Source organism: Mesorhizobium sp. RSR565B (assembly GCF_054719465.1).
Map to the genome: position 1 here is coordinate 1,125,666 of NZ_JBTTIE010000001.1, position 23,439 is coordinate 1,149,104.

The 23,439-nt window shown below is 62.5% G+C and carries 21 protein-coding genes and 1 pseudogene; 16 read left to right on the plus strand and 6 right to left on the minus strand.

The annotated features are described in order from the left end of the window. Window positions 1–13: 13 nt before the first annotated feature. Genes ACYG9R_RS05495 through ACYG9R_RS05510 form a run of 4 tightly spaced genes read left to right on the plus strand, consistent with a single transcriptional unit; the run spans window position 14 to window position 5,850 of the window. Window positions 14–1,585, plus strand: a complete 1,572-nt coding sequence (locus ACYG9R_RS05495; protein WP_023823592.1) for a phytoene desaturase family protein — start codon at window positions 14–16, stop codon at window positions 1,583–1,585. After that, entirely contained in the window at window positions 1,585–2,067 is a 483-nt protein-coding gene (locus tag ACYG9R_RS05500; RefSeq protein ID WP_023726247.1) for a MarR family winged helix-turn-helix transcriptional regulator, read from the plus strand. The genes ACYG9R_RS05495 and ACYG9R_RS05500 overlap by 1 nt, the downstream gene beginning before the upstream one ends. Before the next feature lie 44 nt (window positions 2,068–2,111). Beyond that, a complete protein-coding gene (locus ACYG9R_RS05505) occupies window positions 2,112–4,265 on the plus strand; it encodes a thiamine pyrophosphate-dependent enzyme (RefSeq protein WP_023726246.1) in 2,154 nt (717 codons plus the stop codon). Beyond that, window positions 4,258–5,850, plus strand: coding sequence for an indolepyruvate oxidoreductase subunit beta family protein (locus ACYG9R_RS05510; RefSeq protein ID WP_023726245.1), 1,593 nt, complete (start codon window positions 4,258–4,260; stop codon window positions 5,848–5,850). The genes ACYG9R_RS05505 and ACYG9R_RS05510 overlap by 8 nt, the downstream gene beginning before the upstream one ends. A 133-nt stretch (window positions 5,851–5,983) precedes the next feature. Here ACYG9R_RS05510 and ACYG9R_RS05515 read toward each other — a convergent pair whose 3' ends face one another. Further along, window positions 5,984–6,880: a LysR family transcriptional regulator gene (locus ACYG9R_RS05515; RefSeq protein WP_023823593.1), complete on the minus strand. Its 897-nt coding sequence runs from the start codon at window positions 6,878–6,880 to the stop codon at window positions 5,984–5,986. 228 nt (window positions 6,881–7,108) lie between these two features. Here ACYG9R_RS05515 and ACYG9R_RS05520 point away from each other — a divergent pair, with 228 nt between their 5' ends. The 4 genes and pseudogenes from ACYG9R_RS05520 (at window position 7,109) to ACYG9R_RS05535 (ending at window position 10,042) form a co-directional block, all read left to right on the plus strand. Continuing rightward, window positions 7,109–7,843: an SDR family NAD(P)-dependent oxidoreductase gene (locus ACYG9R_RS05520; protein ID WP_031204609.1), complete on the plus strand. Its 735-nt coding sequence runs from the start codon at window positions 7,109–7,111 to the stop codon at window positions 7,841–7,843. 50 nt (window positions 7,844–7,893) lie between these two features. Further along, on the plus strand, window positions 7,894–8,646 hold the full coding sequence (locus tag ACYG9R_RS05525) for an SDR family NAD(P)-dependent oxidoreductase (RefSeq protein WP_023823597.1): 753 nt from the start codon (window positions 7,894–7,896) through the stop codon (window positions 8,644–8,646). A gap of 33 nt (window positions 8,647–8,679) precedes the next feature. Further along, window positions 8,680–9,279 (plus strand): NADPH-dependent F420 reductase, encoded by a 600-nt coding sequence (locus tag ACYG9R_RS05530; protein WP_023823598.1) that lies wholly within the window; start codon window positions 8,680–8,682, stop codon window positions 9,277–9,279. A gap of 133 nt (window positions 9,280–9,412) precedes the next feature. Further along, window positions 9,413–10,042, plus strand: a pseudogene (locus ACYG9R_RS05535) (class I SAM-dependent methyltransferase). Between the two features lie 268 nt (window positions 10,043–10,310). Here the strand turns inward: ACYG9R_RS05535 and ACYG9R_RS05540 are convergent. Both ACYG9R_RS05540 and ACYG9R_RS05545 read right to left on the minus strand, forming a co-directional pair. Beyond that, complete coding sequence (locus ACYG9R_RS05540) at window positions 10,311–10,904, minus strand: DJ-1/PfpI family protein (RefSeq protein ID WP_023686902.1); 594 nt, start codon at window positions 10,902–10,904, stop codon at window positions 10,311–10,313. 154 nt (window positions 10,905–11,058) lie between these two features. After that, a complete protein-coding gene (locus ACYG9R_RS05545; RefSeq protein ID WP_023704694.1) occupies window positions 11,059–11,757 on the minus strand; it encodes a GntR family transcriptional regulator in 699 nt (232 codons plus the stop codon). Between the two features lie 172 nt (window positions 11,758–11,929). On the opposite strand from ACYG9R_RS05545, the gene ACYG9R_RS05550 reads away from it, so the two are divergent. The 3 genes from ACYG9R_RS05550 to ACYG9R_RS05560 are packed head-to-tail and all read left to right on the plus strand — an operon-like array spanning window position 11,930 to window position 15,487. Beyond that, window positions 11,930–13,156 (plus strand): iron-containing alcohol dehydrogenase, encoded by a 1,227-nt coding sequence (locus ACYG9R_RS05550; protein WP_023823600.1) that lies wholly within the window; start codon window positions 11,930–11,932, stop codon window positions 13,154–13,156. Window positions 13,157–13,214: 58 nt separating this feature from the next. Further along, window positions 13,215–14,663 carry an NAD-dependent succinate-semialdehyde dehydrogenase gene (locus tag ACYG9R_RS05555; RefSeq protein WP_245260058.1) on the plus strand — a complete coding sequence of 483 codons (1,449 nt, stop codon included), beginning with the start codon at window positions 13,215–13,217 and terminating at the stop codon, window positions 14,661–14,663. A 41-nt stretch (window positions 14,664–14,704) separates the two neighbouring features. Continuing rightward, a complete protein-coding gene (locus ACYG9R_RS05560) occupies window positions 14,705–15,487 on the plus strand; it encodes an alpha/beta hydrolase (RefSeq protein WP_245260039.1) in 783 nt (260 codons plus the stop codon). Window positions 15,488–15,810: 323 nt separating this feature from the next. On the opposite strand, the gene ACYG9R_RS05565 is transcribed toward ACYG9R_RS05560, so the two are convergent. Beyond that, window positions 15,811–16,707, minus strand: coding sequence for an NAD(P)/FAD-dependent oxidoreductase (locus tag ACYG9R_RS05565; RefSeq protein ID WP_023823603.1), 897 nt, complete (start codon window positions 16,705–16,707; stop codon window positions 15,811–15,813). 129 nt (window positions 16,708–16,836) lie between these two features. On the opposite strand from ACYG9R_RS05565, the gene ACYG9R_RS05570 reads away from it, so the two are divergent. The 3 genes from ACYG9R_RS05570 to ACYG9R_RS05580 all read left to right on the plus strand — a co-directional run bounded on the left by ACYG9R_RS05570 (window position 16,837) and on the right by ACYG9R_RS05580 (window position 19,740). After that, window positions 16,837–17,466: a TetR/AcrR family transcriptional regulator gene (locus ACYG9R_RS05570; protein WP_023823604.1), complete on the plus strand. Its 630-nt coding sequence runs from the start codon at window positions 16,837–16,839 to the stop codon at window positions 17,464–17,466. Window positions 17,467–18,005: 539 nt separating this feature from the next. After that, window positions 18,006–19,181: a zinc-dependent alcohol dehydrogenase gene (locus tag ACYG9R_RS05575; protein WP_023682758.1), complete on the plus strand. Its 1,176-nt coding sequence runs from the start codon at window positions 18,006–18,008 to the stop codon at window positions 19,179–19,181. A gap of 10 nt (window positions 19,182–19,191) precedes the next feature. Further along, window positions 19,192–19,740, plus strand: a complete 549-nt coding sequence (locus tag ACYG9R_RS05580) for a hypothetical protein (RefSeq protein WP_031199265.1) — start codon at window positions 19,192–19,194, stop codon at window positions 19,738–19,740. A 255-nt stretch (window positions 19,741–19,995) separates the two neighbouring features. Here ACYG9R_RS05580 and ACYG9R_RS05585 read toward each other — a convergent pair whose 3' ends face one another. After that, on the minus strand, window positions 19,996–20,220 hold the full coding sequence (locus ACYG9R_RS05585; protein ID WP_155922421.1) for a hypothetical protein: 225 nt from the start codon (window positions 20,218–20,220) through the stop codon (window positions 19,996–19,998). 1,191 nt (window positions 20,221–21,411) lie between these two features. On the opposite strand from ACYG9R_RS05585, the gene ACYG9R_RS05590 reads away from it, so the two are divergent. Beyond that, a complete protein-coding gene (locus tag ACYG9R_RS05590) occupies window positions 21,412–21,618 on the plus strand; it encodes a hypothetical protein (protein ID WP_023825912.1) in 207 nt (68 codons plus the stop codon). 283 nt (window positions 21,619–21,901) lie between these two features. On the opposite strand, the gene ACYG9R_RS05595 is transcribed toward ACYG9R_RS05590, so the two are convergent. Continuing rightward, window positions 21,902–22,369, minus strand: coding sequence for a hypothetical protein (locus ACYG9R_RS05595; protein WP_023823605.1), 468 nt, complete (start codon window positions 22,367–22,369; stop codon window positions 21,902–21,904). Between the two features lie 412 nt (window positions 22,370–22,781). Here ACYG9R_RS05595 and ACYG9R_RS05600 point away from each other — a divergent pair, with 412 nt between their 5' ends. Further along, on the plus strand, window positions 22,782–23,381 hold the full coding sequence (locus tag ACYG9R_RS05600; RefSeq protein ID WP_031196712.1) for an EF-hand domain-containing protein: 600 nt from the start codon (window positions 22,782–22,784) through the stop codon (window positions 23,379–23,381). Window positions 23,382–23,439 lie beyond the last annotated feature (58 nt).

The following is a 23,439-nucleotide window of genomic DNA, read 5'->3' on the forward strand; positions in this document are numbered from 1 at the left end:
AAAGCACGCTGAGGTGAGCCAGCCGGATCACATCATCGTTGGCAGCGGCATCAACGCGCTGGTCTGCGCGGCGATGCTTGGCGGCAAGGGCGCGAAGGTGCTCGTCCTCGAGCGCAACGACCGCATCGGCGGCTGCATGCGTACCGAGGAGATCACCGCGCCCGGCTTCATCCATGACGTGATGGCGACCACCTTCGTGCTGTTCATCACCTCGCCGGCCTTTGCGGCATTGGGCAGCGATCTCGCGCGGCACGGGCTGGAGTTCTGTCACACCGGCACGCCAACCGGCGTGCTGCGGCCGGACGGCAGCCATGCCGTGCTCACCACCGACCGCGCCGCCAACGTCGCTGCAATCAATGCGATCGCCCCCGGCGATGGCGACCGGCACGCCGACGATGTCGGCAGCATCGAGCGCAATGCCGGCCTGCTGTTCGGCCTGCTCGGCGGCAGCCTGTGGTCTTATCCGACAGCCAAGCTGTTGGCCGGCAATGCCTGGCGGCGCAGCCCGCGTGGCCTTGCCGCTTTTCTGGGTGAGGCACTGGTGCCGGCGCGCAGCTGGTTGGAAAGCACCTATCAGTCCGAGACAATCCGCGCGCTGTGGGCGCCCTGGGTGCTGCATGCCGGGCTTGGACCGGAAGATGCTTTCTCAGGGCAGATCGCCAAGGTCATTGCCTTCGCGCTGGAAGCGGCCGGCGCGCCGATCGTCAAGGGCGGGGCGAAGACCCTGCTCGCCGCCTTCGAAGCCTTGATCCGTGAACGCGGCGGCGAAATCCGCACCGGCGCCGATGTCGCCTCGATCGTCCAGAGCGGTGGCCGCGCGACCGGCGTGCGGCTGGCATCCGACGAAACGATTACAGCAAACAAGAGCGTCATCTGCTCGGTCACGCCGACGCAGCTTTACGGCCGGCTGCTCGGCGCGGATCCTCCCAAAGCCGAGGTCGAGGCGACACAGAAATATCGCTACGGCAAAGGCAATTTCCAGATCCACTATGCGCTGGCCAAGCCGCCGGCATGGCGCGGCGAAGGCCTCGACAAGGTGGCGCTGCTGCACCTGACGCCGGGGCTCGACGGCGTCTCGAAAGCCTGCAACGAAGCCGCGCGCGGCATGCTGCCGGAAGTGCCGACCATCTGCGTCGGCCAGCCGCATGCGCTCGATCCGTCGCGCTGTCCGCCTGGCAAAGCAATTCTGTGGCTGCAACTGCCCGAGGCGCCCCGTCACATCAAGGGCGATGCCGCAGGCACGCTGCATGCACCGGCTGGCGGCCGCTGGACCGACGCGCTGCGCGAGGTCTATGCCGACCGCGCGGAGGCGATCCTCGCCAGCCACATCGACGGCTTCAAGGATAGCGTCATTGCGCGCCGCGCCTATTCGCCGGCCGATCTCGAAGCGATGAACATCAACCTGGTCGGCGGCGACCCCTATGGCGGCTCGTCGACTATCGACCAGTCGTTCCTCTGGCGGCCGTTCAAGACCAGCCGCAACCATCAGACCGGCATCAAGAACCTCTACCATATCGGCGCCTCGACCCATCCAGGCGCGGGCCTCGGTGGCGGTTCCGGCTTTCTCCTGGCGGGGAGGCTGTGATGGAGCAGAAGGTTCTGGAAAAGCGCCAGCGCATCTCGACCCTCGGCCAGATCGGCCTGCAGCAATTCGCGCCCTATCTGATGAACCGCATCATGGGGCGCTACAACGCCACCTTGCGCGACGATTTCCGCAAGCAGGGCCTGACTATTCCGCAGGTCCGCACGCTGGCCGTGCTGTCGGTCACCGACGGCGTCACCGTCAACGACCTCTCGGTCTACACCGTCATAGAGCAGTCGACCTTGAGCCGCACGCTCGACACGCTGGAGGGACAAGGCTTCGTGCGACGCGAGCAAGGCGTCACCGACAGCCGCATCCGCCATGTCTTCCTCACCGATGAGGGCCGCGCAGAGTTCACCCGCGCCTGGCCGGCTATGCATGACGCCTTCGAGGCAATGTTCGACGATGTCGACGATGCCGAATATGCAGCACTGATCGCGACGCTCTTGAAGATGCTCAAGAACATTCGCAAGCACGAAATCTAGACGTACGCGCTGCCAAGTTTCGGCGGCAACGGAAGGTTGGAAAAATGGCCGAACGGTCTTTTGCCAAGGAAGTCGAAAAGCTCCGGCTCGGCGCCGGCGAGGAGTTTGCCGGCGAGGGCATCCTCGCCATCACCAAGGCGCTGCTGCAATGCGGCGTCGGCTATGTCGGCGGATACCAGGGCGCGCCGATCAGCCATCTGATGGACGTGCTGGCCGACGCACAGGAGATTCTGGGCGAACTCGGGGTGCATTTCGAGGCGAGCGCCTCGGAAGCCACCGCCACCGCCATGCTGGCGGCCTCGGTGCATTACCCCATTCGCGGTGCGGCGACCTTCAAGTCGACCGTCGGCACCAATGTCGCGTCCGACGCACTGGCCAACCTCGCCTCCGGCGGCGTCACCGGCGGCGCGCTGATCATCGTCGGCGAAGACTATGGCGAAGGCTCCTCGATCATGCAGGAGCGCAGCCATGCCTTCGCCATGAAGAGCCAGGTCTGGCTACTCGACCCGCGCCCCAATTTGCCGTCGATCGTCAAGGCGGTGGAGGATGGTTTCGAGCTGTCCGAGGCATCCAACACGCCGGTGATGCTGCAGGTGCGCATCCGCTGCTGCCATGTGCATGGCCATTTCATCGCCAAGGACAACAAGCGCCCGCCGATGACGGTGGCCGATGCGCTCGACGCGCCGCGCCGCGACACCGGCCGCATCGTGTTGCCGCCCGCCTCCTTCCTGCACGAGAAGGAGAAGGTGCAGAAGCGCTGGCCGGCGGCGGTGGAGTTCATCGCCAAGAACAAGATCAACGAATTCTTCGGTTCGGACCATGGCTCGGTCGGCATCGTCATGCAGGGCGGCATGTACAATTCGGTCATCCGCGCCTTGCAGCGGCTCGGCCTTGCCGACACCTATGGCGAGACGGATGTGCCGCTCTACGTTCTCAACGCCGTCTATCCCCTGATCGATGACGAGTTCCTCACCTTCTGCGAAGGCAAGCAGGCGGTGCTCGTGGTCGAGGAGGGCCAGCCCAACTACATCGAGCAGACCTTTGCCGCCATGCTGCACAAGGCCGGGCGCGGCACCAGGCTGGTCGGCAAGGAGTATCTGCCGATGGCCGGCGAATATACCGGCCAGGTCATGCTGGACGGCATCGGCGCCTTCCTGCGCGCCGAGGCCCCGCATCTCTTGCCGGGTGAGGTGCGCGCGCCCAACAAGGTCGGCGACGGCGTTGACGCCGCGGACCTGATCAACGTCGTGCCGGGACGTCCGCCAGGCTTCTGCATCGGTTGCCCGGAGCGGCCGATTTTTGCCGCGACAAAGCTGGTCGAGCAGGAACTCGGGAACCACCACATCGCATCCGACATCGGCTGCCATTTGTTCTCGATCATGCCGCCTTTCGAGCTCGGCGCCACCACCATGGGCTACGGGCTGGGGCCGGCATCGGCATCGGCGTTCAATTCGCCCGACGCCAAACGGCGGTCGATCTCTTTCGTCGGCGATGGCGGCTTCTGGCACAATGGCCTGACCTCCTCGATCGGCAACGCGGTCTTCAACAAGAACGACGGCGTCATCGTCATCGTCGACAATTTTTACTCCGCCGCCACCGGTGGGCAGGACATCCTGTCGTCGCGTGCGGGCAACAAGACCAAGTCGACCAAGCATCCGATCACCGAGGCGGTGAAGGGCATGGGCGTCAAATGGCTGCGCCATGTCGACCGCACCTATGACATCACCAAGATGCAGGACACGTTACGTGAGGCGCTGACGACGGACGAAAAGGGTCCCAAGGTCATCGTTGCCTCGTCTGAATGCATGCTCAATCGCCAGCGCCGCGAAAAGCCGCTGGTCGACAAGGCGATCAAGGATGGGACTCGCGTCGTCAAGCCGAAGTTCGGCGTCGATGAGGATATCTGCACCGGCGACCATGCCTGTATGCGGCTGTCCGGCTGCCCGTCGCTGTCGGTAAAGTCGCTCGACGATCCGTTGCGCGACGATCCGGTGGCATCGATCGACCAGAGCTGCGTCGGCTGCGGCAATTGCGGTGAAGTGGCGGATGCAGCGGTGCTGTGCCCTTCCTTCTACCGCGCCGATGTCGTGCACAATCCCCGCCGCTGGGATCGTTTTCTGGAAGGCACGCGCCGCGCCGTGATCGGCCTGCTGCAGCGGCGCCGTGAAAGCCGCAGGTTGACGTTCGCCGATGCTTGACCAGGCTTCGCCCTTGCGCCCGAAATCCGATGCCGCCGATACCGAGCCGGTGATCAAACTCGCTTTGCTCGCGGTCGGCGGCCAGGGCGGCGGCGTGCTCGCCGACTGGATCACCGATGTCGCCGAGCGCAATTCCTATGTCGCGCAATCGACCTCGGTCGCCGGCGTCGCCCAGCGCACCGGCGCTACGATCTATTACGTCGAGATGGCCCGCGACACCGGCCGGCTGCCGGTCTTTGCCCTTTCGCCTTCGCAAGGCGATGTCGACATATTGATCGCCGCCGAGCTGATGGAAGCCGGCCGCGCCATCATCAGGGGCTTCGTCACGCCCGATCGCACCACGCTGATCACCTCCTCGCACCGTATCGCCGCGGTGTCGGAAAAGATCGAGCCGGGTGACGGCCGGGCCTCGTCTTCCAAGGTACGCGCGACGGCGGAAGCTGCATCGAAACGCTTCATCGCCTTCGACATGGAAAAGATCGCCGCGGACAATGGCTCAATGATCTCGGCCAGTCTGCTTGGCGCGCTGGCCGGCTCCGACGCATTGCCGTTCACGCGTGAAAGCTATGAGCAAGCGATCGGCGCCGGCGGCCGGGGTGCGAAAGCCAGCCTTGCTGCCTTCGCCGTCGCCTACGACCGCGCGCGCGGTACGACGGCCCCCGCGCCACAGCCGGCAGAACCGGCCACGGTCGACCCCGCTCCGGGTGCAGGGCGCGTGAGCGGTCCGCCGAACCTGCTGCAGGGTTGGCAGGCGCTGGCCGCCCGCATCGACCTGATGCCCGCGGCGGTGCGCGACATGGCGCTCCGGGGCCTGAGAAAGGTCGTCGACTACCAGGACATCTCCTATGGCGGCGAGTATCTCGACCGGCTCGACCAGGCGGTCGCGCTGGATAGCGCTGAACATGCCCATGCATTGTCCATCGCTGCCGCCAAGCATCTGGCCAACGCGCTGTGCTACGACGACATGATCCGCGTCGCCGATCTCAAGACACGTTCGACGCGTGACCGGCGGGTGCGCAAGGAGGTGGGCGTCAAGGACGGCTCCATCCTGCAAGTGACCGAATATTTCCATCCGCGCATCGAGGAGTTCTGCGGCACCTTGCCGGCGGGGTTTGGCAGCTACATCGAGAACCGGCCGAAACTTGCCGGCTTTCTCGACCGGCGCATCAATCGCGGCCGGCGCATCCGCACCGACAGCTTTGCCGGCTTTGCGGTCCTCTGGTTGATTGGCGGCCTGCGCCGCTGGCGGCGGCGCCTGTTGCGCCACAAGGTCGAGACGGCGCATCTGGAGCGCTGGTTTGCGCTGGCGCTCAGCCACGCGCCTCAGGACTACGCGCTCGCCGTCGAAATCTTGAACTGCCGCCGGCTGATCAAGGGCTACAGCGACACCCACCTCCGCGCCCAGTCCAAATTCGATCGCGTGCTGTCGGCGCTCGATCTGGTCAGGAGCCGCGATGACGCTGCCGACTGGATCAGGCGGTTGCGCGAAGCTGCGCTGAAAGACGAGAAAGGCGACATGCTCGATGGCGCGCTGAAGACGGTGGCATCGTTGTCTGATCATGGTGTGGGAAGAGGTCGAGCTTAGGCTGGTACCTCTACGCTACTGCCGCCGTTTCCCTACTCCCACTGGATTCGCGGATTGAACACGCCGCTTCAAGCGATCGCAGCTCGGCTTCCACCCGGATTGCGGGAAGCGTTGCCGGCGGATCTGCCGGGCGTCAGTCGCGCGATATGGACAGCCCCGAGAGAAGCGGAGCGTACGCGGCGAGCCTGCGGGATACGAACTCTGTGAAGAGCCGCACCCGCTTCGTCTTGCGTGTCTCGCCTTGCGTGAGAAGCCAGAGTGTCCCATGCATGGGCACGTCGATCCCCGGCACCCTCACCAGCAGGGGGTCGGTATCTCCGACGAAGCACGGCAGTTTCGTTATCCCAATCCCCTGGTGCGCCGCGATGATCTGCGTCTCGGCGTCAGGTGTCCTGAACGGTACTCCCGTGACGTGAACTTCTCCCTCGCGCGCCCAGTCCGGAATTCCATGATTGTCTATGCCTATCCATTGGATAGGATCAGGCGTGCCCGCACGCCACGCGGCTAGTCGATCGCGAGACATGTAGACGCCGCTGAACAGCTCCGGTCCCTTCAGGCCGTGAAGATTGAGCGGCAGGGTCTTGCGGTCGGCGACAATGCGGATCGCGACGTCGGCCTCTCGGTTGGTCAGATTTGCCAGCTCACCGGACGACAAGATTTCCATCTCGATGTCGCGATGCAAACGCGCGAAGTCGGCGAGATCCGGCATGAGCAGGTGTGTGGCGAGGAACGGTGGAAGCGTCACCCGCAAAAGTCCGCGCGCGCTCTGGTCACGACCGAAGACGCGCGTCTCCAGCAGGTGCGACGACGCTTCCATCTGGGTCGCGAGATCGAGGACCTCTTCGCCCGCAGCCGTCAGGCGGTAGCCGGAAGGCAGCTTTTCGAACATCTGCGCCCCGAGGCGTTCCTCGAGCTGAGCGATGCGTCGCAGCACGGTCGAGTGGTTCACACCGAGGCGCGCGGCGGCGGCACGCACGGAGCCTCCGCGCGCGGCGGCAAGAAAGTAGCGAACGTCATCCCAGTCGATCATGGTGCATTCCTGCGCAGCGCAGTGCGGCTTGCAAAGCCCATACTAACACGATCAGCCGTAGTTCGTGCGGTCATCGTAGCCTTCAATCATCTAGCTGGATCGTTTTCGCACCAGCGATGTGCGCGATTGCGCACTCACCGCCCGACTTCGGCGAACCCATCTTGAGGCTCTCGCGGGACTTTCCCGTACAGCCAAAGATACGAGACGGCGAAACGAAGGATGCATGACATGAACAGACTGAATGGAAAGACCGCTGTGATAACCGGCGGCGCTACGGGCATCGGCCGCGCCGCAGCCAAGCGCTTTATCGAGGAGGGCGCCTTCGTCTTCATCTTCGGCCGCCGGCAGGAAGCGCTCGACGCAGCCGTGGCCGACCTTGGGCCTAGTGCCCGCGCGGTTAAGGGCTCGGTCTCGGATGAGGCCGACCTGGACCGACTCTACGCTGCGGTGAAGGCCGAGCGCGGAAGCCTCGATATCGTCTTCGCCAATGCCGGGGCAGGAAGCCCGCTTCCGCTCGGCCAGATCACCGCCAGGCACATTGACGAAACCTTCGACACCAATGTGAAGGGTACGATCTTCACGGTCCAGAAGGCGCTGCCGCTGATGAGCCAGGGCGGTTCGATCATCCTGACCGGGTCGAGCGCCGGCACCACGGGCGCTCCGGGGTTCACTGCCTATAGCGCGAGCAAGGCGGCAGTGCGCAACCTGGCGCGGACCTGGGCGGAAGACCTGAAGGGCACCGGCATCCGCGTAAACGTGCTGTCGCCCGGAGCGACGGCGACCGAACTCGCGAAGGAGGCGTTAGGCGAGGAAGGCCAGAAGGCCTACGGCGCGATGACCCCGCTCCAGCGCATGGCCGATCCGGCGGAGATCGGCGCCGCGGCCGCCTTCCTCGCGTCGCCGGACAGCAGCTTCATGACCGCCAGCGAGGTCGCCGTCGACGGCGGCCTGGCTCAACTCTGACCCCCAGCGCGGTCCGTACCTGGCCCGTGCGCAACGAAAGACAAAGAATTATGAAAAAACTCGAAGGCAAGATCGCAGTCATCACGGGCGGAAGCAGCGGGATCGGATTGGCCACAGCCAAGCGCTTCGTAGAAGGAGGAGCGCACGTCGTGATTACCGGGCGAAGAGAGAAGGAGCTGAAGGAGGCCGCAGCCTTCATCATGAAAAACGTTACGACGGTCGTGGGTGACGTGTCGCTCCTGGAAGATCTGGATCGCCTCTATGCCGTCGTGAAGGAGAAACATGGTCATATCGACATTCTCTTCGCCAACGCCGGCGCGGGGACGATCGCACCGCTCGCCGTCGCTACCGAGGCACATTTTGATCAGACCTTCGATGTGAACGTGAAGGGTCTGTTCTTTACGGTGCAGAAGGCCCTTCCCCTGTTCAAAGACGGCGGTTCGATCATCCTGAATTCTTCAGTGTCGAACGTGTTGGGGCTTCCAGGGTTTAGTACCTACGCCGCGAGCAAGGCGGCTGTACGCAACTTCGCGCGCGCTTGGACACTGGAATTCAAAGACCGCAAAATCCGCGTCAATGCAATGAGTCCGGGACCAATCGAAACGCCGGCCTTGGAGACAACGACTGGCCTTACGCCTGAGCAAGCCGAGCAAGCGGCCGCCCAGTTTGCGTCACAGATCCCAATGGGCCGCAGGGGCAAACCAGAGGAAATCGCTGCTGCCGTCACGTTCCTCGCCTCCGATGAAAGTTCTTTCGTCACCGGCGTGGATCTCGCCGTCGACGGAGGCATGGCGCAAGTCTGATCCCGGCATTAGCACCAAGATCGGAGAAGCACTATGAACTATGCAATCGTAGGATTCGGCAATATCGGACAGGCCCTTGCCAAGGCGTTTGCCCGAAACGGCATCGAAGTTTCCGTTGCAACCACACGCGACCCGGAAAGCTTTGCCGCCGATGCGGCCGCGATCGGACCCACGATCATCCCCAAAAAACTGGCGGAAGCCATCAAGGCAGACATCATCTTTTTGGCTGTCCGCTTCGAGGCGCACCCGGATGTCGCGAAGGCGCTCCCCACCTGGCAGGGGAAGACGATCATCGATGTGACCAATGCCTATGGCGTGCCCCCGGAGGAACTGGGAGGACAACCTTCTTCCAAGTTCATCGCGCAGGCCTTCTCTCGCGCAAAACTGGTCAAGGGCTTCAACCATTTGGTCGCCCCGGTGCTTGATCAGGATCCGGCCGTACATGGTGGCCGGAGGGTCGTGTTCCTGGCAAGCGACGATGACGCTGCCGCAACACAGATTGGGGAGCTTGCGGAAAATCTCGGTTTCGCGCCGATCAAGCTTGGCGGGGTGTCGGAAGGTGGCCTGCTGGTCCAGGCGCGCGGAAACAGCTGGGGTCATCTGATCTTCAAGGACCTGGTCAAATTCGACTGACGAGCGCGACGTCCTCGGCAAAGAGACGACGCACGCGATCGGAACTCGGATCGGATCAAGCCCGATCCGATCCGAGCAAATGGAGAAATCACTATGAGCACCGAGAAGAATATCCACTCCTAAGGAGATTTCGATGTACGACCAATCCAAGGTGTCCGAATTAATCCGGTTCGCACGAATCGAGGCGGGCTCCACCGTGATCGACGTCTACCCTGGCGACGGAGACTGGACGCGCCTCTTCTCCGACATCGTCGGATCAGAGGGGCGGGTCTACAGCTTCGTGCCGGCCGAAGTCGCCCACTTCAAGAACGATCCGGTCGGCCTCATGCGGACGCTCGCGAAGGAGCCGGGCCGAGAGAACGTCGAAGCCGCCTCGGCGGACCTCGTCGCGATGCCGGAGGTCACGCAGGCAGCCGATGTCCTATGGCTGCACCTGTTTTACCACGATCTTCACACCGCCCTGATCCAGAAGAAAGGTGCGACGGCGGCCGACTTCAATCGAGCTGTCTACAAGCGGCTGAAACCCGGTGGGTCCTACGTCATCGTTGACCACGCCGCCGCCGCTGGGTCGGGCACGAGCGACCTCAGTCGCTGCATCGGATCGACTGCATTCGTCCGCGAGGAGGTGGAGGCGGCCGGCTTCGTACTGGACGCGGAAAGCACCGTGCTGGTGAATAATGATGACCCGCACTCGATCAAGGTGTTCGATCCCGCGACCAAGGGCGAGACCGATCGCTTCGCGTTTCGGTTCGTGAAGCCCTGACAGCTCCCGGGCGCCGACTTCATGTCGACCTCCCATTGAGTCCATCAACTCGGGTTCGCACCCGTCAAGCTGGGAAAGCTCAACGAGGATGGCGCGCTGTGCACGCACGCGATGCGGCAGCGCCTTGAAGGCGTCCGAGGTGATGATGGCCACAGGTTCTGGAGCACACCTGCCGCAGGTTCCTGATCTGAACCTGATGAAATGACGGAAGTCGCCGCGCCGTTTAGGGAGCCGGCGCATCCCCTCAGGATGCGCCGGGACAAACGGTTCAAGAATGGTGGATTTCCGTTCCCAGCACCTTCAGGCATTCACGGATGAATGCCGCAAGCGCGGTCCAGCCTTTGGCTGAAACCATGGTCCCATCGACATAGGCGTCGGTGGGAGACAAATCGATATAAGTGCCGCCGGCAAGCGTCACCTCCGGCTCGCAAGCGGCGAGCGCCGCCACCTTCTTGCCGCGCACGACGCCGTCCACCGCGATCAGAATCTGGACGCCATGGCAGATCGTGAAGATCGGCTTTTTTGCCTCGTGGAAATGGCGCACCATTGCCTGGATCCGCTTGTCGGTGCGGATGTATTCGGGGCCACGACCGCCGGCGCAATACACAGCGTCGTACTGGCTCAGCTGCCTCTCGGCGTCGGCGAAGGTCTTGTTGATCAGCGCATTGTGGCCGGGCTTTTCGGTGTAGGTCTGATCGCCCTCGAAATCGTGCAGCGACGTCTTGATCATGTCTCCGGCGCTTTTGTCGGGGCACACGACATGAACGGTGTGTCCCACCGCTTCCATCGCCTGCTGATAGACGAAGATTTCATACTCCTCGGTGAAATCACCGGTCAGCATCAGGATTTTTTTGGCTGGCATGTCTTTTCCTCTCGGCTTGTTTCAGGGGCGAGGTGCACTGCGCGCCTCCTTCCCGGTATCGAAATCGGCTCAGAACGAGAATTCGTAGGCGGCAGGCTGGGCGGACAGCGGCGCGCCGCGCTTGAGGGTGCCTCGGGCAAGCAGCATCGCCAGGCTACTCGAACGCAGGCAGGAGCCTGTCCCGCGAATTTTCGATGTGCGCACGCATGGCTTTTTCGGCGGCGTCCGGATCGCCCGCGGCAAAGGCAGCGAGAATAGCCTCGTGCTCGTCGAGCGCCTCTTCGGTCACCCTGGAGTGATACATCAGCCGGAAGATATGGAAGTGGGTATGCTGGTGATTCAGTGTCTCGCGAATGAGTTCGTTTTGGGCGAACTCGACGATCTTGTCGTGGAAGATCGCATCCTGACGGGCGAAGTTCGAATAGCGCAGGCGTTCGTCTTTCCCCACCCGCCGAGCCATGACGCCGGCCGTCTCCTGCAGCGCGGCAAGGCGCTCGCCGTCCATTGTTGCGGTGGCTTTGGCCGCGGCGGCAGGTTCAAGCAATAGACGCAGCTCGTAAAGCTCGTCGAAGCGCCGGCGGGTGATTTGCGGGGCGGCGCGATAGCCGATCAGGTGGGTTTTCAGAACCAGCCCTTCCCCCTCCAGCCTGCCAAGCGCTTCACGAATGGGGGTATGCGAGACGTTGAATTCCTTGACGAGATTGTCGACGGTGATGCGCGATCCCGGAGCAATCCTCAAAGACATGAGCTGCGCGAAGATTGCTTCGTAAACGTCGCCAGCCAGACTGTTGGCGCGCTGAATACGACCGGTCGCACGGGCTTCATTGTCAACCGTCAGGTCCGTGTTCTGCATCGTTTGCCTCTTGACAGAACCACCCACTAACATGATGCTCCGCGAAACTCAATCCTATATCCTATACGATTTTATGAGGATATCGCATGATCATGACCTGCAGCGCCGAGGTCGGCCTCTGGCACGAAGCCAAGCCTGTCGGCTTCCAATCCGTCTTCGCAGGATTTTGTGCATGAGCTTGTTTGCAGCGGCGCGCCTGCCGAGCGAGATTCTGTTTGGCAAAGGCCAGCGCCATGTCCTGCCTGCCATTGCCGCCAGACATGGGCGGCGTGCGTTCGTCTGTACCGATGAACGCTTCGCGGCGACGTCGCAGTTCGCCGAGATTCTGGCTGGCTTGCACAACGCGGCGATCGAGGCGCTGGTCTTCGACCGAACGCTGCCGGATGTGCCGCGCGACAGCGTCGCCACCTGCATTGCGGAGGCGAAGGGTTTCAAGCCCGACATGGTGATCGGAATCGGGGGCGGCAGCTGCCTCGACATGGCCAAATGCGCTGCACTTCTGCTCAGCCATGGCGGCAAGCTCGAGGACTACTATGGCGAGTTCAAGGTACCCGGCCCTACCCTTCCGGTAATCGCAGTGCCGACGACGGCTGGAACAGGCTCCGAGGTGACCCCCGTCGCCGTGATCTCCGACCCGGATCGGACGCTGAAAGTGGGTATCGCCAGTCCGCATCTCATCGCGGCAGTGGCGCTTTGCGATCCGGATCTGACGGTGACCTGTCCACCGTCCTTGACGGCGATCGCCGGCGCCGACGCGCTGACGCACGCAATCGAGGCCTATACAGCGACCAAACGCGGCGTCGACCCTCATTTGCCGCAACAGCACGTGTTCATCGGCAAGAGCGCTCTGACCGACCATTTCGCGCTTCTGGCCATCAGGCTGCTCGGCCGCAGTCTCGAAAAGGCATATCGCGACGGATCGGACGAGGATGCGCGCGCCGACGTCATGATGGGAGCGCTGGCCGCCGGTTGCGCCTTCGGTACGGCGGGAACGGCCGCCGCCCATGCGGTGCAGTATCCCGTTGGCGCGCTTACCCACACCCCGCATGGCCTGGGAGTGGCCACGATGCTGCCCTATGTGATGACCTACAATCTGGCCGCAGCAGCCGCGGAGATTGCGGAAGTCGGCACTGCTCTTGGCCTTTCCCTTCAGGGCGGCGGCGCCGATGCCTTGGCGCACGCCACCATCCGTGAGGTGAGCCGGCTGTTTGGCGCCATCGGCATCACACCGACATTGGCCGAACTGGGTCTTCCCGAAGACAAGATCGACTGGACGGCTGAGCAGGCGCTGGGCATCGACCGGTTGATCAAGAACAATCCGCGTCCGTTCGACCGCGCCGCGATGCGACAGCTGGTCAGGGCTGCCTATGACGGCGACATGTCCGCCACCATGATGTGATCGACCAGGAGTTCATCCAATGAACATTGCCGCAGGCATATCCGACGAGGATCAAGATATGTTCGACTACGCCACGGTCTCGCACGGTCTCTACATTGGCGGACGCTGGCGGCCCTCATCGGAGGGCCGCGTGATCGAAGTGGTCGATCCCTCGACCGAAGCCGTGATCGCTGCGGTTCCCGACGCCACGCTCGCAGACGCCGCCTCGGCCGTCGACGCGGCCGCAAAGGCGGCGGCCGGCTGGCGCGAGACCCCGCCACGCAGGCGATCGGAAATCCTGCGGCGCTGCTTCGAACTGATGACCGAACGGGCGGAGACGTTGGCCGCGCTGATCTCGCTGGAGAACGGCAAGGCGCTGCGCGATGCGCGCGGTGAAGTCGCCTACGCCGCTGAGTTTTTCCGATGGAACGCCGAGGAGGCGGTCCGCATCAGCGGCGAGTTCGGCCTTGCACCCTCGGGCGCGAACCGGATCATTGTCGACTACCAGCCCATCGGCATTTGCGTGCTCATCACGCCATGGAATTTCCCAGCCGCCATGGCGACACGTAAAATCGCTCCGGCGCTGGCGGCCGGCTGTACGGTGATCCTGAAGCCCGCCAGCGAGACACCGCTGACGGCCTATGCGCTTGCGGCGCTCTACGAGGAAGCCGGCGTGCCGCCCGGCGTCGTCAACGTCCTGACGACCTCGACCCCCGGACCGGTGACGGCGGCCATGCTGGCCGATCCGCGCGTGCGAAAGCTGTCCTTCACCGGCTCGACCGGCGTCGGGCGCGTGCTGCTGGCCGAAGCCGCAAAGCACGTCATTTCCTGTTCCATGGAGCTTGGCGGCAACGCACCCTTCATCGTCTTCGACGACGCCGACCTGGAAGCCGCCCTCGACGGTGCGATGGTTGCCAAGATGCGCAACGCCGGCGAAGCCTGCACGGCCGCCAACCGGCTTTACGTCCAGGCCGGCATCCATGATGCTTTCGCGGAAGGCTTGAGCAAACGCATGGCTGCACTCAACCTGGGCCCGGGCACAGACTCAGACACAGAATGCGGGCCGATGATCACCAGGAAGGCTGTGCACAAGATCGACCGGCTTGTGCAGGACGCCGTTGCCCGCGGCGCCAAAATCCTGTGTGGCGGCGGCGTATCTGAAGGCAGAGGCTTTTTCTATCCGCCAACGGTGCTCAAGGACGTGCCGGCCGACGTTGCCATGGCTCACGAGGAGATCTTCGGTCCGGTGGCGCCGATCATGCGCTTCGACAGCGAGGCGGAGGTCATCGCCAAGGCCAACGACACAGAATACGGTCTCGCGGCCTACATCTACACGCGCGACCTGGCCAGAGGAATGCGCGTGGCATCAAAGATCGAGTCGGGCATGATCGCGCTCAACCGCGGCCTGATGTCGGATCCGGCGGCGCCCTTCGGCGGAGTAAAGCAAAGCGGGCTGGGGCGAGAAGGCGGCCAGAAGCATGGCGTTGCCGAGTTCATGGAGGCCAAGTACATCGCCGTGACCCTGTGAGCGGACATCACGCCAAAGATCCGTTTCGCATTCGCGATCATGTGGTCGAGTTCGACGACATCGTCGCCGAGATCGTTCGCAGAAGCGAGGAGACCAGGGCGAACGTTCCCATGGTCGCCGATGTGGCCTACGGGGCTGACGCCACCGAAACCATGGATCTGTTCTTTCCCGAGGGCAAACGGGACCGCCTGCCGGTGCACATGTTCATCCACGGGGGCTATTGGCGCATGTTCTCCAAGCGCGACTATTCCTACGTCGCCGAGACCGTTACGAACGCAGGTGCGATCGCGGTCATTGTCGACTACGCGCTGATGCCGACCGTCAGGATGGCCAGGATCGTCGACCAGGTGCGCCGCGCCAAGCGGTGGGTATTTGACAATGTCGCACACCATGGCGGCAATCCCGGCCTGCTGACCGTTAGCGGTCATTCCGCCGGTGCGCATCTGGCAACAATGCTTTTCGACGGTGACGAGCGGCCTTCCGGCATCAAAGCTGCGCTGCTGCTTGGCGGCCTTTACGACCTGAAGCCATTGCAGATGTCGTTCCTTGCCGCCGAGATCGCGATCACCGACGAGGAGGCCGGCCGATTCTCGCCGATCAATCACAGTTTCGATCCATCCGTGGGCGTAGATATCTTGGTCGGCGCCGATGAAACGCCGCCGTTCCACAGCCAGGCCGCACTCTTCACGGACCACCTTGACAAGCAGGGACTGACTGTTTCGCGCACGACCCTTGGCGGGGCCAATCACATGAGCAGCGTCCGTGACCTTGGCTTGGCTGGTACCGAGGCCTCGTCACTGCTGGCCCGCGTCGTGGCCGCCTGAGACTTCCGCCAGAAGCGCTGCTGGACGCGACCGTTCAGCAAAGTAGCGTCGCAGCATCGGGTACCGACAGCGGTGGCCAATCTCCCGCCACCGGTCCCCATACCGTAAGCCCGCCGTCGATGTCGACGTCGACGTGGTTCATGCTTTCCAGCGTGATTGAGCTTGATAACCGATGTCGGCGATCGCCGTCATGCCGGCAGCGCAGTTGAGTTCTCAAAGCCAACCGGCCAAAGATGCCCCTCAGGGGAGAGCGGGCCGGCGTTCCGTAACCTCGCCTTCAGAATATGATAGCCCGCCGCACCCGGAGAAGGGAATCTGCGCTCTCAAAGCAGCATCGACTGCTGGGCGGAGATCCCAGCCGTCGCGCCGTGCGATATTGCCAGGGTGACCGATGGCGGCGTGAGGGGGTTGGCGAGGTCGCCCGCGGCGTAGATGCCGGGCATGCTGGTTTCGCGGCGCTCGTCGACCTTGAGGATTACGCCGAGGGGCGTATCGACCGTGGCGAGGCCCAGTGATTCGTGCAGGCTTGCGGACGGCTTGTTGCGCGGATGCGCGAACAGGATGTCGACCGCGACTTTGGGGCCGGTATCGAGCTTGACGGTGGCGTTATGCCCCCCGTGATGGGCGATCTCGCTGATCCGGCCGTCGACGACAGGTATGTTGCGGCGCGCCAGACCGGCCCGGATATCGGGCGGAATGTCGTGACCATCAGCGAAGACCGTCAAGCTGTCGGTCCAATCGTGGAACAGCCTGACCTGATTCATCGACTGTGGGCCGGACCAGACGAGGCCCCAATGCTGGCCGGCGACTTCAAAGCCGTCGCAATAGGGGCAGGGCACGATGGACGTGCCCCAACCTTCGGCAAAGCCCGGAACATCAGGCATCTGGTCGGCGACGCCATAGCTCAGGATCAGCCGGCGCGCGCCGAGGCTTCCGCCATCGCCAGTGAGGACGGAGAAATCGTCGATGGCCCCGGAGAGGCTGTCGGCCCGGGCATTGACCAGCTTGATCGTGGGATAGCGCGCCAGCTGCCGCCGCGCCTCGGCCAAGATGTCCAGCGGTGGCTTGTGATCGTGGCCGAGCAGGCCATGCGAGTGGCCGGCGAAGCGGTTGCGCGGCAGGCCGGTATCGAGAACGGTGACCTTGCGGCGGGCACGACCGAGTTGCAGGGCGCCGGCGAGACCGGCAAAGCTGCCGCCGATGATGATGACGTCATCCATGATGGGCTCCGTGTTGTGGATGAGGGGCTGGTTGGACCTGGTTGAAACCTACCCATCGGCTTGCGCATTTCAGAAACTACATGGTATCGTAATCCAAGAATTAGGATACTGTCAAGGACTGGAATTGTCGTGACCGAAAATAGCCAGGGCCGGCGCGGCCGGCCCGCCAACGAGGCGCTTGGCCAAACGATACTCGACGCTGCGTCCGAACTCTTTGTGGAATTGGGGTTTCAAGCGACCACATTGGACAAGGTCGCCCAGCGGGCGAAGATATCCAAACTCAGCATCTATCGGCACTTCGAGAACAAGGAGGCGCTGTTCAGCGCGGCCATCGCGTCCGGCTGCCATCAGTTGTTTGCACCACAGGCCCTTCTTGAAGGCGTCGGCGGTTCGGTCGAGGATCAGCTCATGGCGGTGGGATCATCCCTACTTCGCACGCTGTTGAGATCAGATGTCCGCAGTGTCGAAGCCATGGTCATGGCCGACCAGACGAATCCAAAGTCCTTAAGCAAGCTCCATTACGAAGCCGGCCCCGCCAATGTCATCGCCCAAATCGAGGCCCTGTTGCGTCAGTTGCACGCGAAGGCGGTTCTGATCGTGCCCGATCCTCTCCGGTCCGCCCGCTTGTTTGCCGCGCTTTTCAAAGGATCCGATCTTTTGATTATCGCACGCTTCGATGAGGCGAGAGCGGCGGACGACAACGAAATCGAATCCTATTGCCGGTCGGCCGTCGCCATGTTCATGGCTGCGCACGGCTAGCAGTCTGCCCTGCCCGCTAATCATTGTATTTCTGCGAAATACTCCGCTAGAGCCGCCGTCGCGATGGCGCCCATCCACCTCGTGTCGATCGCGTCGGGGTCGGACTGCGCGCCCGCCGGTGAGCGGCATCTCCTACCTGCTCCGGTCACACAGCGCTGACCCTTGAGCGCCTCCGCCGACCTGTGAGGGCGAGGAAGAGAATGCCGGTTATGGCCGCGAGAATCGAGCAGATGAGGTGTCGATCGCCGCGAAGGGACACCTGCGGACGGAACGTTTTTGGTACACTTGAGTACGTCCATTCGTGGGTCGGGCTCCAGCGGCTCGTGCCCGACGCGCCCCGGGGAAGGCCGCTGGTGCCCGCGACAGATCCTTCCAAGGTGCGGGTCTGGAACGGCCCAAAAATTCTCTCGAGCTCCCGGAACATCGGCCCGCCCCTGTGGTTCGACAAGCAGCGGCACAGTCGATCCAACCAGGCATCGGCCCGCTTAGGACAGGCGCGAGGTCCCTACCCACAGATCTTGCGAAAATAGGAGCAAGCTATGCGAGCGTTGGTCTGGCACGGCAAGGAAGACATACGCTGCGATCAGGTTTCGGACCCGGAAATTGAGGATGAACGTGACGCGATCATCAAGGTGACGAGTTGTGCCATATGCGGCTCCGACCTTCACCTCTACCACAACTATGTGCCAGCCATGCTGCCCGGCGACATCATGGGCCACGAGATGATGGGAGAGGTCGTTGAGGTCGGCAAGGGCGTCAACGGCGCTCTGAAGGAGGGAGACCGCATCGTCGTGCCGTTCACCATAATCTGCGGTGAGTGCGACCAGTGCAAGCGACAGAACTTTTCGGTTTGCGAACGCACAAACCGCAAGAAGAATCTCGGTGACAAGGTGTTCGGGCACACCACCGCGGGTCTGTTCGGCTACACTCATTTGACCGGCGGCTATCCCGGGGGACAGGCGGAATACATGCGTGTGCCGTTCGCCGATGCCACGCACGTAAAGGTGCCTGACAGCCTTACCGACGAGCAGGTTCTCTTCCTCGGCGATATTTTTCCTACCGGATGGCAGGCGGCGGCACAGTGCGACATTGAGCCCACCGATACGGTTGCGGTGTGGGGCTGCGGCCCAGTCGGGCAGATGGCCATACGCAGCGCCCTGCTGCTCGGCGCCAAACAGGTGGTGGCGATCGATTGCCTGCCGGAACGGCTTTCCATGGCCGCGGCCGGCGGCGCCATCGCCATCAATTTCGCCGAGGAAAGTGTCGTCGAACGACTGCGGGAACTCACCGGCGGAAAGGGCCCGGAGAAGTGCATCGATTGCGTCGGCATGGAAAGCCACGTCTCGCTGGCCCAGCCCGATACCGTCTACGATCGCGCAAAGCAGTTGATGCTGATGGAAAATGATCGACCGCACGTTCTGCGTGAGATGATCTATGTCTGCCGGCCGGCCGGCGTGATCTCGATCCCCGGCGTCTACAGCGGGCTGGTCGACAAGATTCCGATGGGACAGGCAATGAACAAGGGGCTCACCTTCCGAATGGGGCAGACCCATGTCAACCGTTGGACCGAGGATCTGTTGCGCCGCATCGAAGATGGCCAGATCGACCCATCCTTCGTCATCACCCATACCGTGGGGCTCGAGCAGGGACCCGAGATGTACAAGGTGTTTCGCGACAAGCAGGACAGTTGCATCAAGGTTGTACTGAAACCGTAGGGAAATCGTCATGAACGTGATTGCCAAACTTACCAACATCACCCGATCGCCTGGCGATCCCAAAGTGCTGAAGACTGGGCAGAGTGCGGTCGCGGCCTCCGATGGCCTTGCCCGCAAGCTCGGCTGGTTCAGCATCGCGCTTGGCGTCGCCGAGCTGGTTGGCGCCGAACGGATTGCCGGCGCGCTCGGCATGCGCGGCAAGGAAGATCTGATCCGCGCTTATGGGGCGCGGGAAATAAGCAGCGGCATACTCTCGCTTTCAGTGGACAAGCAGGCCGGGCTTTGGAGCCGGGTGGCCGGCGACGGCCTGGATATCGCGACATTGCTGACAGCATATCGGCATGGCAACCCAAAGCGCGATAATGTAGGCCTTGCGCTTGCCATGGTCGCCGGCATCACATTGCTCGACATCATCGGTGCGAAAAGCGTGACCGCGCGCCACTCTCGGAGCAGGACCAAGCCACGCGACTACAGCGATCGAAGCGGCTTTCCCGGAGGCACTGCCGCAGCCCGCGACCGCGCCCGCTCGCAGCGCAGCCAGGAGGCCGGCGCAGCCTGATAGAGATTTCCGAACCCTGGCGCCATGCGACCTGGACAGGTGGCATCTCGTCGGGCCCTAACGCCAGAGGTGGTTGCTCTCGGCGAGCCGACTTTGCTGGAACAGAGTGGACCGTCGAGTGGCCGTTCTCGCCGTCCCCTGGATCACCGCCGCGCATGGTTGTGTGGCCGGTGCGTTAAAGGCAGGAAGCAAGCAGCGATGCGACCAGGCGTCTAGCCTTCCATGTCTCTTACCTTGGCCAGGTTCCGGCGATCCTCAGGCCGAGCCGCGTTCGGGAAGCTCGGTCTCTTCCGCCACCCCTTTCCGCAGGTCTCGGCGCAAGCGTTCCGCTTCGTCGGAATTATTATCGTCGTCTGTCCGCTCGAGTTCGCGATCGATTGTCTCGCGCGACCCCTCTGCCGGATCCTGTTGCGGAGATGTGTTCGGGCCGGTTTCGATCTTGCCGTCGCCGGGAACGGTGCGGTCGCGAGACTTCGTCATCTTCAGCTTCCCTTTCATCTGTCATCTGCCTCGGCATCTCCGATGGCATGAATTTTGGCCGCTTCCCTGCCGAACCGGATCGTCGACGCTTTGTTCCGGGAAAGCCCCCCGCAGGTTCGTGCTGGTCGGCCCCGGGGCATTGGTCGATGCCCTTGCCGGGAAGCATCCTATGCCAACGAGGTCGGCGGCAGCCTCATCAATGTCGTTATCAACATATGGGCTGTGAAGGCGTTTTCGGCCCGGACACGCGAGCACGCCAGGCTCGCGGCGAGTTTTCGAACCGAAGCAGATGCGCAGCGTAACAACTGGATGTATACGGAAAAGGCTGGCTCATCCACGACATCGCGCTTTCGGTAATGGCCGGCGGCATGCTCGCCTGGGCGGTCCGGCAGCTGGTAGCGAACTGGTCATAGGCCTTTGCAAAGCCGCGTCGATGAAGCGGGTGCGGTAGCGCTGGTCGGTGTAGCGTCGAGGCATCTGTCAATCGGAGACAAGCGCGACCACTTTTGGGACCTCACTGTTTTTTCCACCGGGACTCGACATCTCACTATCATAGTTGATTGTGGCTGCCGGTGACCCTGCGTAATGGATAGCCATTCCAACTCTCCAACAGGAAAACGGTATGTTGTATCCGGGTCGGTTTTTGGGGCCAAGCGAGATTGAGATGCTCGCCCAGGTTTGTCACACGGTCTGCAAAGAGCGCGCCCTACCTCTTGCTTCGCAGAACGGAGAGCGCATAGCTGCCCATATACTCAGGCTGTTTATGAATGGCTTGATTGAGCAGAATGAACTGCTCGATGCTGAGAGGAACTGGGCTCTTCGGCTTGACCGTTCGGTCCAGCAGACGATGTCAACTACGCGCACATGAGAGGCCGCGGGACCCAGTTTGGTTCTTACAGCCGAACACCCGCCGCTATCTGAGATATGTTGCGGGGTTTTCTTCGCCGCGGAGTGATCCGATACAGTGCGCGGAAATCATGGCAATCCTGTTCGCAGTGATTCTATTGAGCGTAGTCGCAGTCCCAGTCTTGGTAGTCGGAAAGCCGCCAAGGCCAGTTGGGAGGAAACCTGACATTTAAGCGTTTGTAGAGCCCTTCCACCGGGCAACTCACCGAAATGCTTCTTGCCGTGCATGATGGAATATCGACGGCCGTTTTGGCGGGCAGGAGCGCCAATGCGGAAATAGTAGGCGTGGTCGACCTCACCAACAAAGCTGAGGTCGACATCGGCATCACCAGCTTGGGAAGAGCCATCCAGTTCGTGGCCAACGCCTCGGTGCTTGGATACGACATTCGCGGCGCCATGGTCTTCTATGGCGCGCCCGGTACCCCGAGCCTAAGGGCGAGAGAGTGCGAGCGCTTGTGGGCGCAGTTTGGCGGCGCGCTTCTACAGCCGTAGCTCTATCAGGACGTTCGCCCCGCCCGTTCTTGGTATGAACGCGTACGGAACTGAGGCGCTACCCAGCCGCAGCGGGAATGGCTCAGTGGTAGCTCTAGCTGGCGACCGCACCAAGCAGCTTTTCGGTGATGGGCTTTGAGCGGCTGAGCCAGCGTGAGAACGTTCGGCCGCATATCTGCCGGTGCCTGCTTTCATGTAACTGGGCGGGGCTATTGGGGAGCCGTGTTGACCACTGGGCCCTTAGCCGAGGGAAGCACAGTACGGCAACCTCGCTCTTTGCTGGCTAACATCCTTCCGCTCTCAGGGACCGGACCATGTGCACAACAACAGGGTCATACGGTTTCTTTTCGGATTTCCGATAATTCATTGTGAAAAGCGCGGCACGCTGGTTGCAGACCATAATTGCACGGACGTAGCGAATCTCGCCATTCTTGACCCCGGAGTAGCTGGCCCATTTCGGGGCTAGGCGCCGATAGGTCAGTCGCCAACCGGCCTTTTCGTCCTCGATCATGCGATGTTCAATCTCGGCGCGAAAACTTGCTTTGCCCAGTCGCGCGCCCCAAACGACCAGAAACGCGTCTCTTGGGCCCTGAAAAGCCGCGCCCTGCTCCGAATTCTGGGTCAGGACGAAATTCGGAGGAATATCGAAACTAAAGCCAAGCTGTCGGACGCCGAAGGGCTGCCACGCCTCGGCCTGAAGCAACGTGGTCCAAAAGAGAAAAACTGTAAGTCCCAGCAGGAGGCGTCGCATTGCTCTGATTTAGCGCTGGCTAACATGGTGTCCAGACGGACAGAGGTCCGTGACATAAAAAATATGCATCATGGCCGCGCAGCATATGGACGCGGGATTCGCGATTGACGGCGTGCGGTCGAAACGGCTTCCGTCCCACGAAAGGAGAGGACGCAGAGGGAATTGGTGCGTCGGTATGATCGACTGGCAGAAAATTGGCGAGGCCGAATGTCCAACGTTCATTGCCCGCAAAAATGGGCGCCGGTTCCTCTTGTGCCTAGGGAAGAGGAGCCGAATTATTCCCTGGCGAAGACCCTGATCTACCTCAGACGGGGGCATGCCTCAGTAACTTCGCCGTGACCTGATCCCTTCGGGGAACAATCACATCGAGCTCCAGTTTGGCCTTCAAGCGAAAGCACTGATGGAGCATGCCATGAGATTTCCACACAGCACGACGGCCGCGGCCGCCGTTTTCATTGCCCTGACCTCCCCCGCACTCGCCCAGACAAGCGGAACACCATCACCCTCGACACCTGCACCCGCTCCGGCAACCGAACCGCCGACCGCCGGACAGTTGCCGGATGCGACCGGACAAGCGGATGGACCAACACGCGAAATGATCCGCCAGATGGTTGAGCAAGCTGTCCGTGACCGACTGCAGCAGGATCGCGGTTCCGAAGAGGGTTTCCGCGAGGAAGATAGTCGCAACTATCAAGGCGATCGCAACGAGGATGCTGACCGCCACGATGAAGATGGCGACCGTTGGCAGAACCACGGTGACCGCGATCGTGGACACAGAATGGCTGGACGCTGGCATCATCAGATGATGCGCGGTGCCGGCATGCGACTGATGTTCGGGCTGTTGGACACCGATGGCGACGGATCGGTGTCCGAGGACGAGGTTCAACGCGCGGTGGGCAGGATGTTCAGTAGCGTTGACGAGAATGGTGATGGCAAGATCGATGTGAACGAGATCCAGTCCTTCATGCATGGCTCCAGCATGCATGGCACTGATAGCGAGGACACGCCGTAGCTGTGTTCAAAGGGAATGCCCTCCCTCGGACAAAGCGGGCGCGTGGCGGCCGATCCCG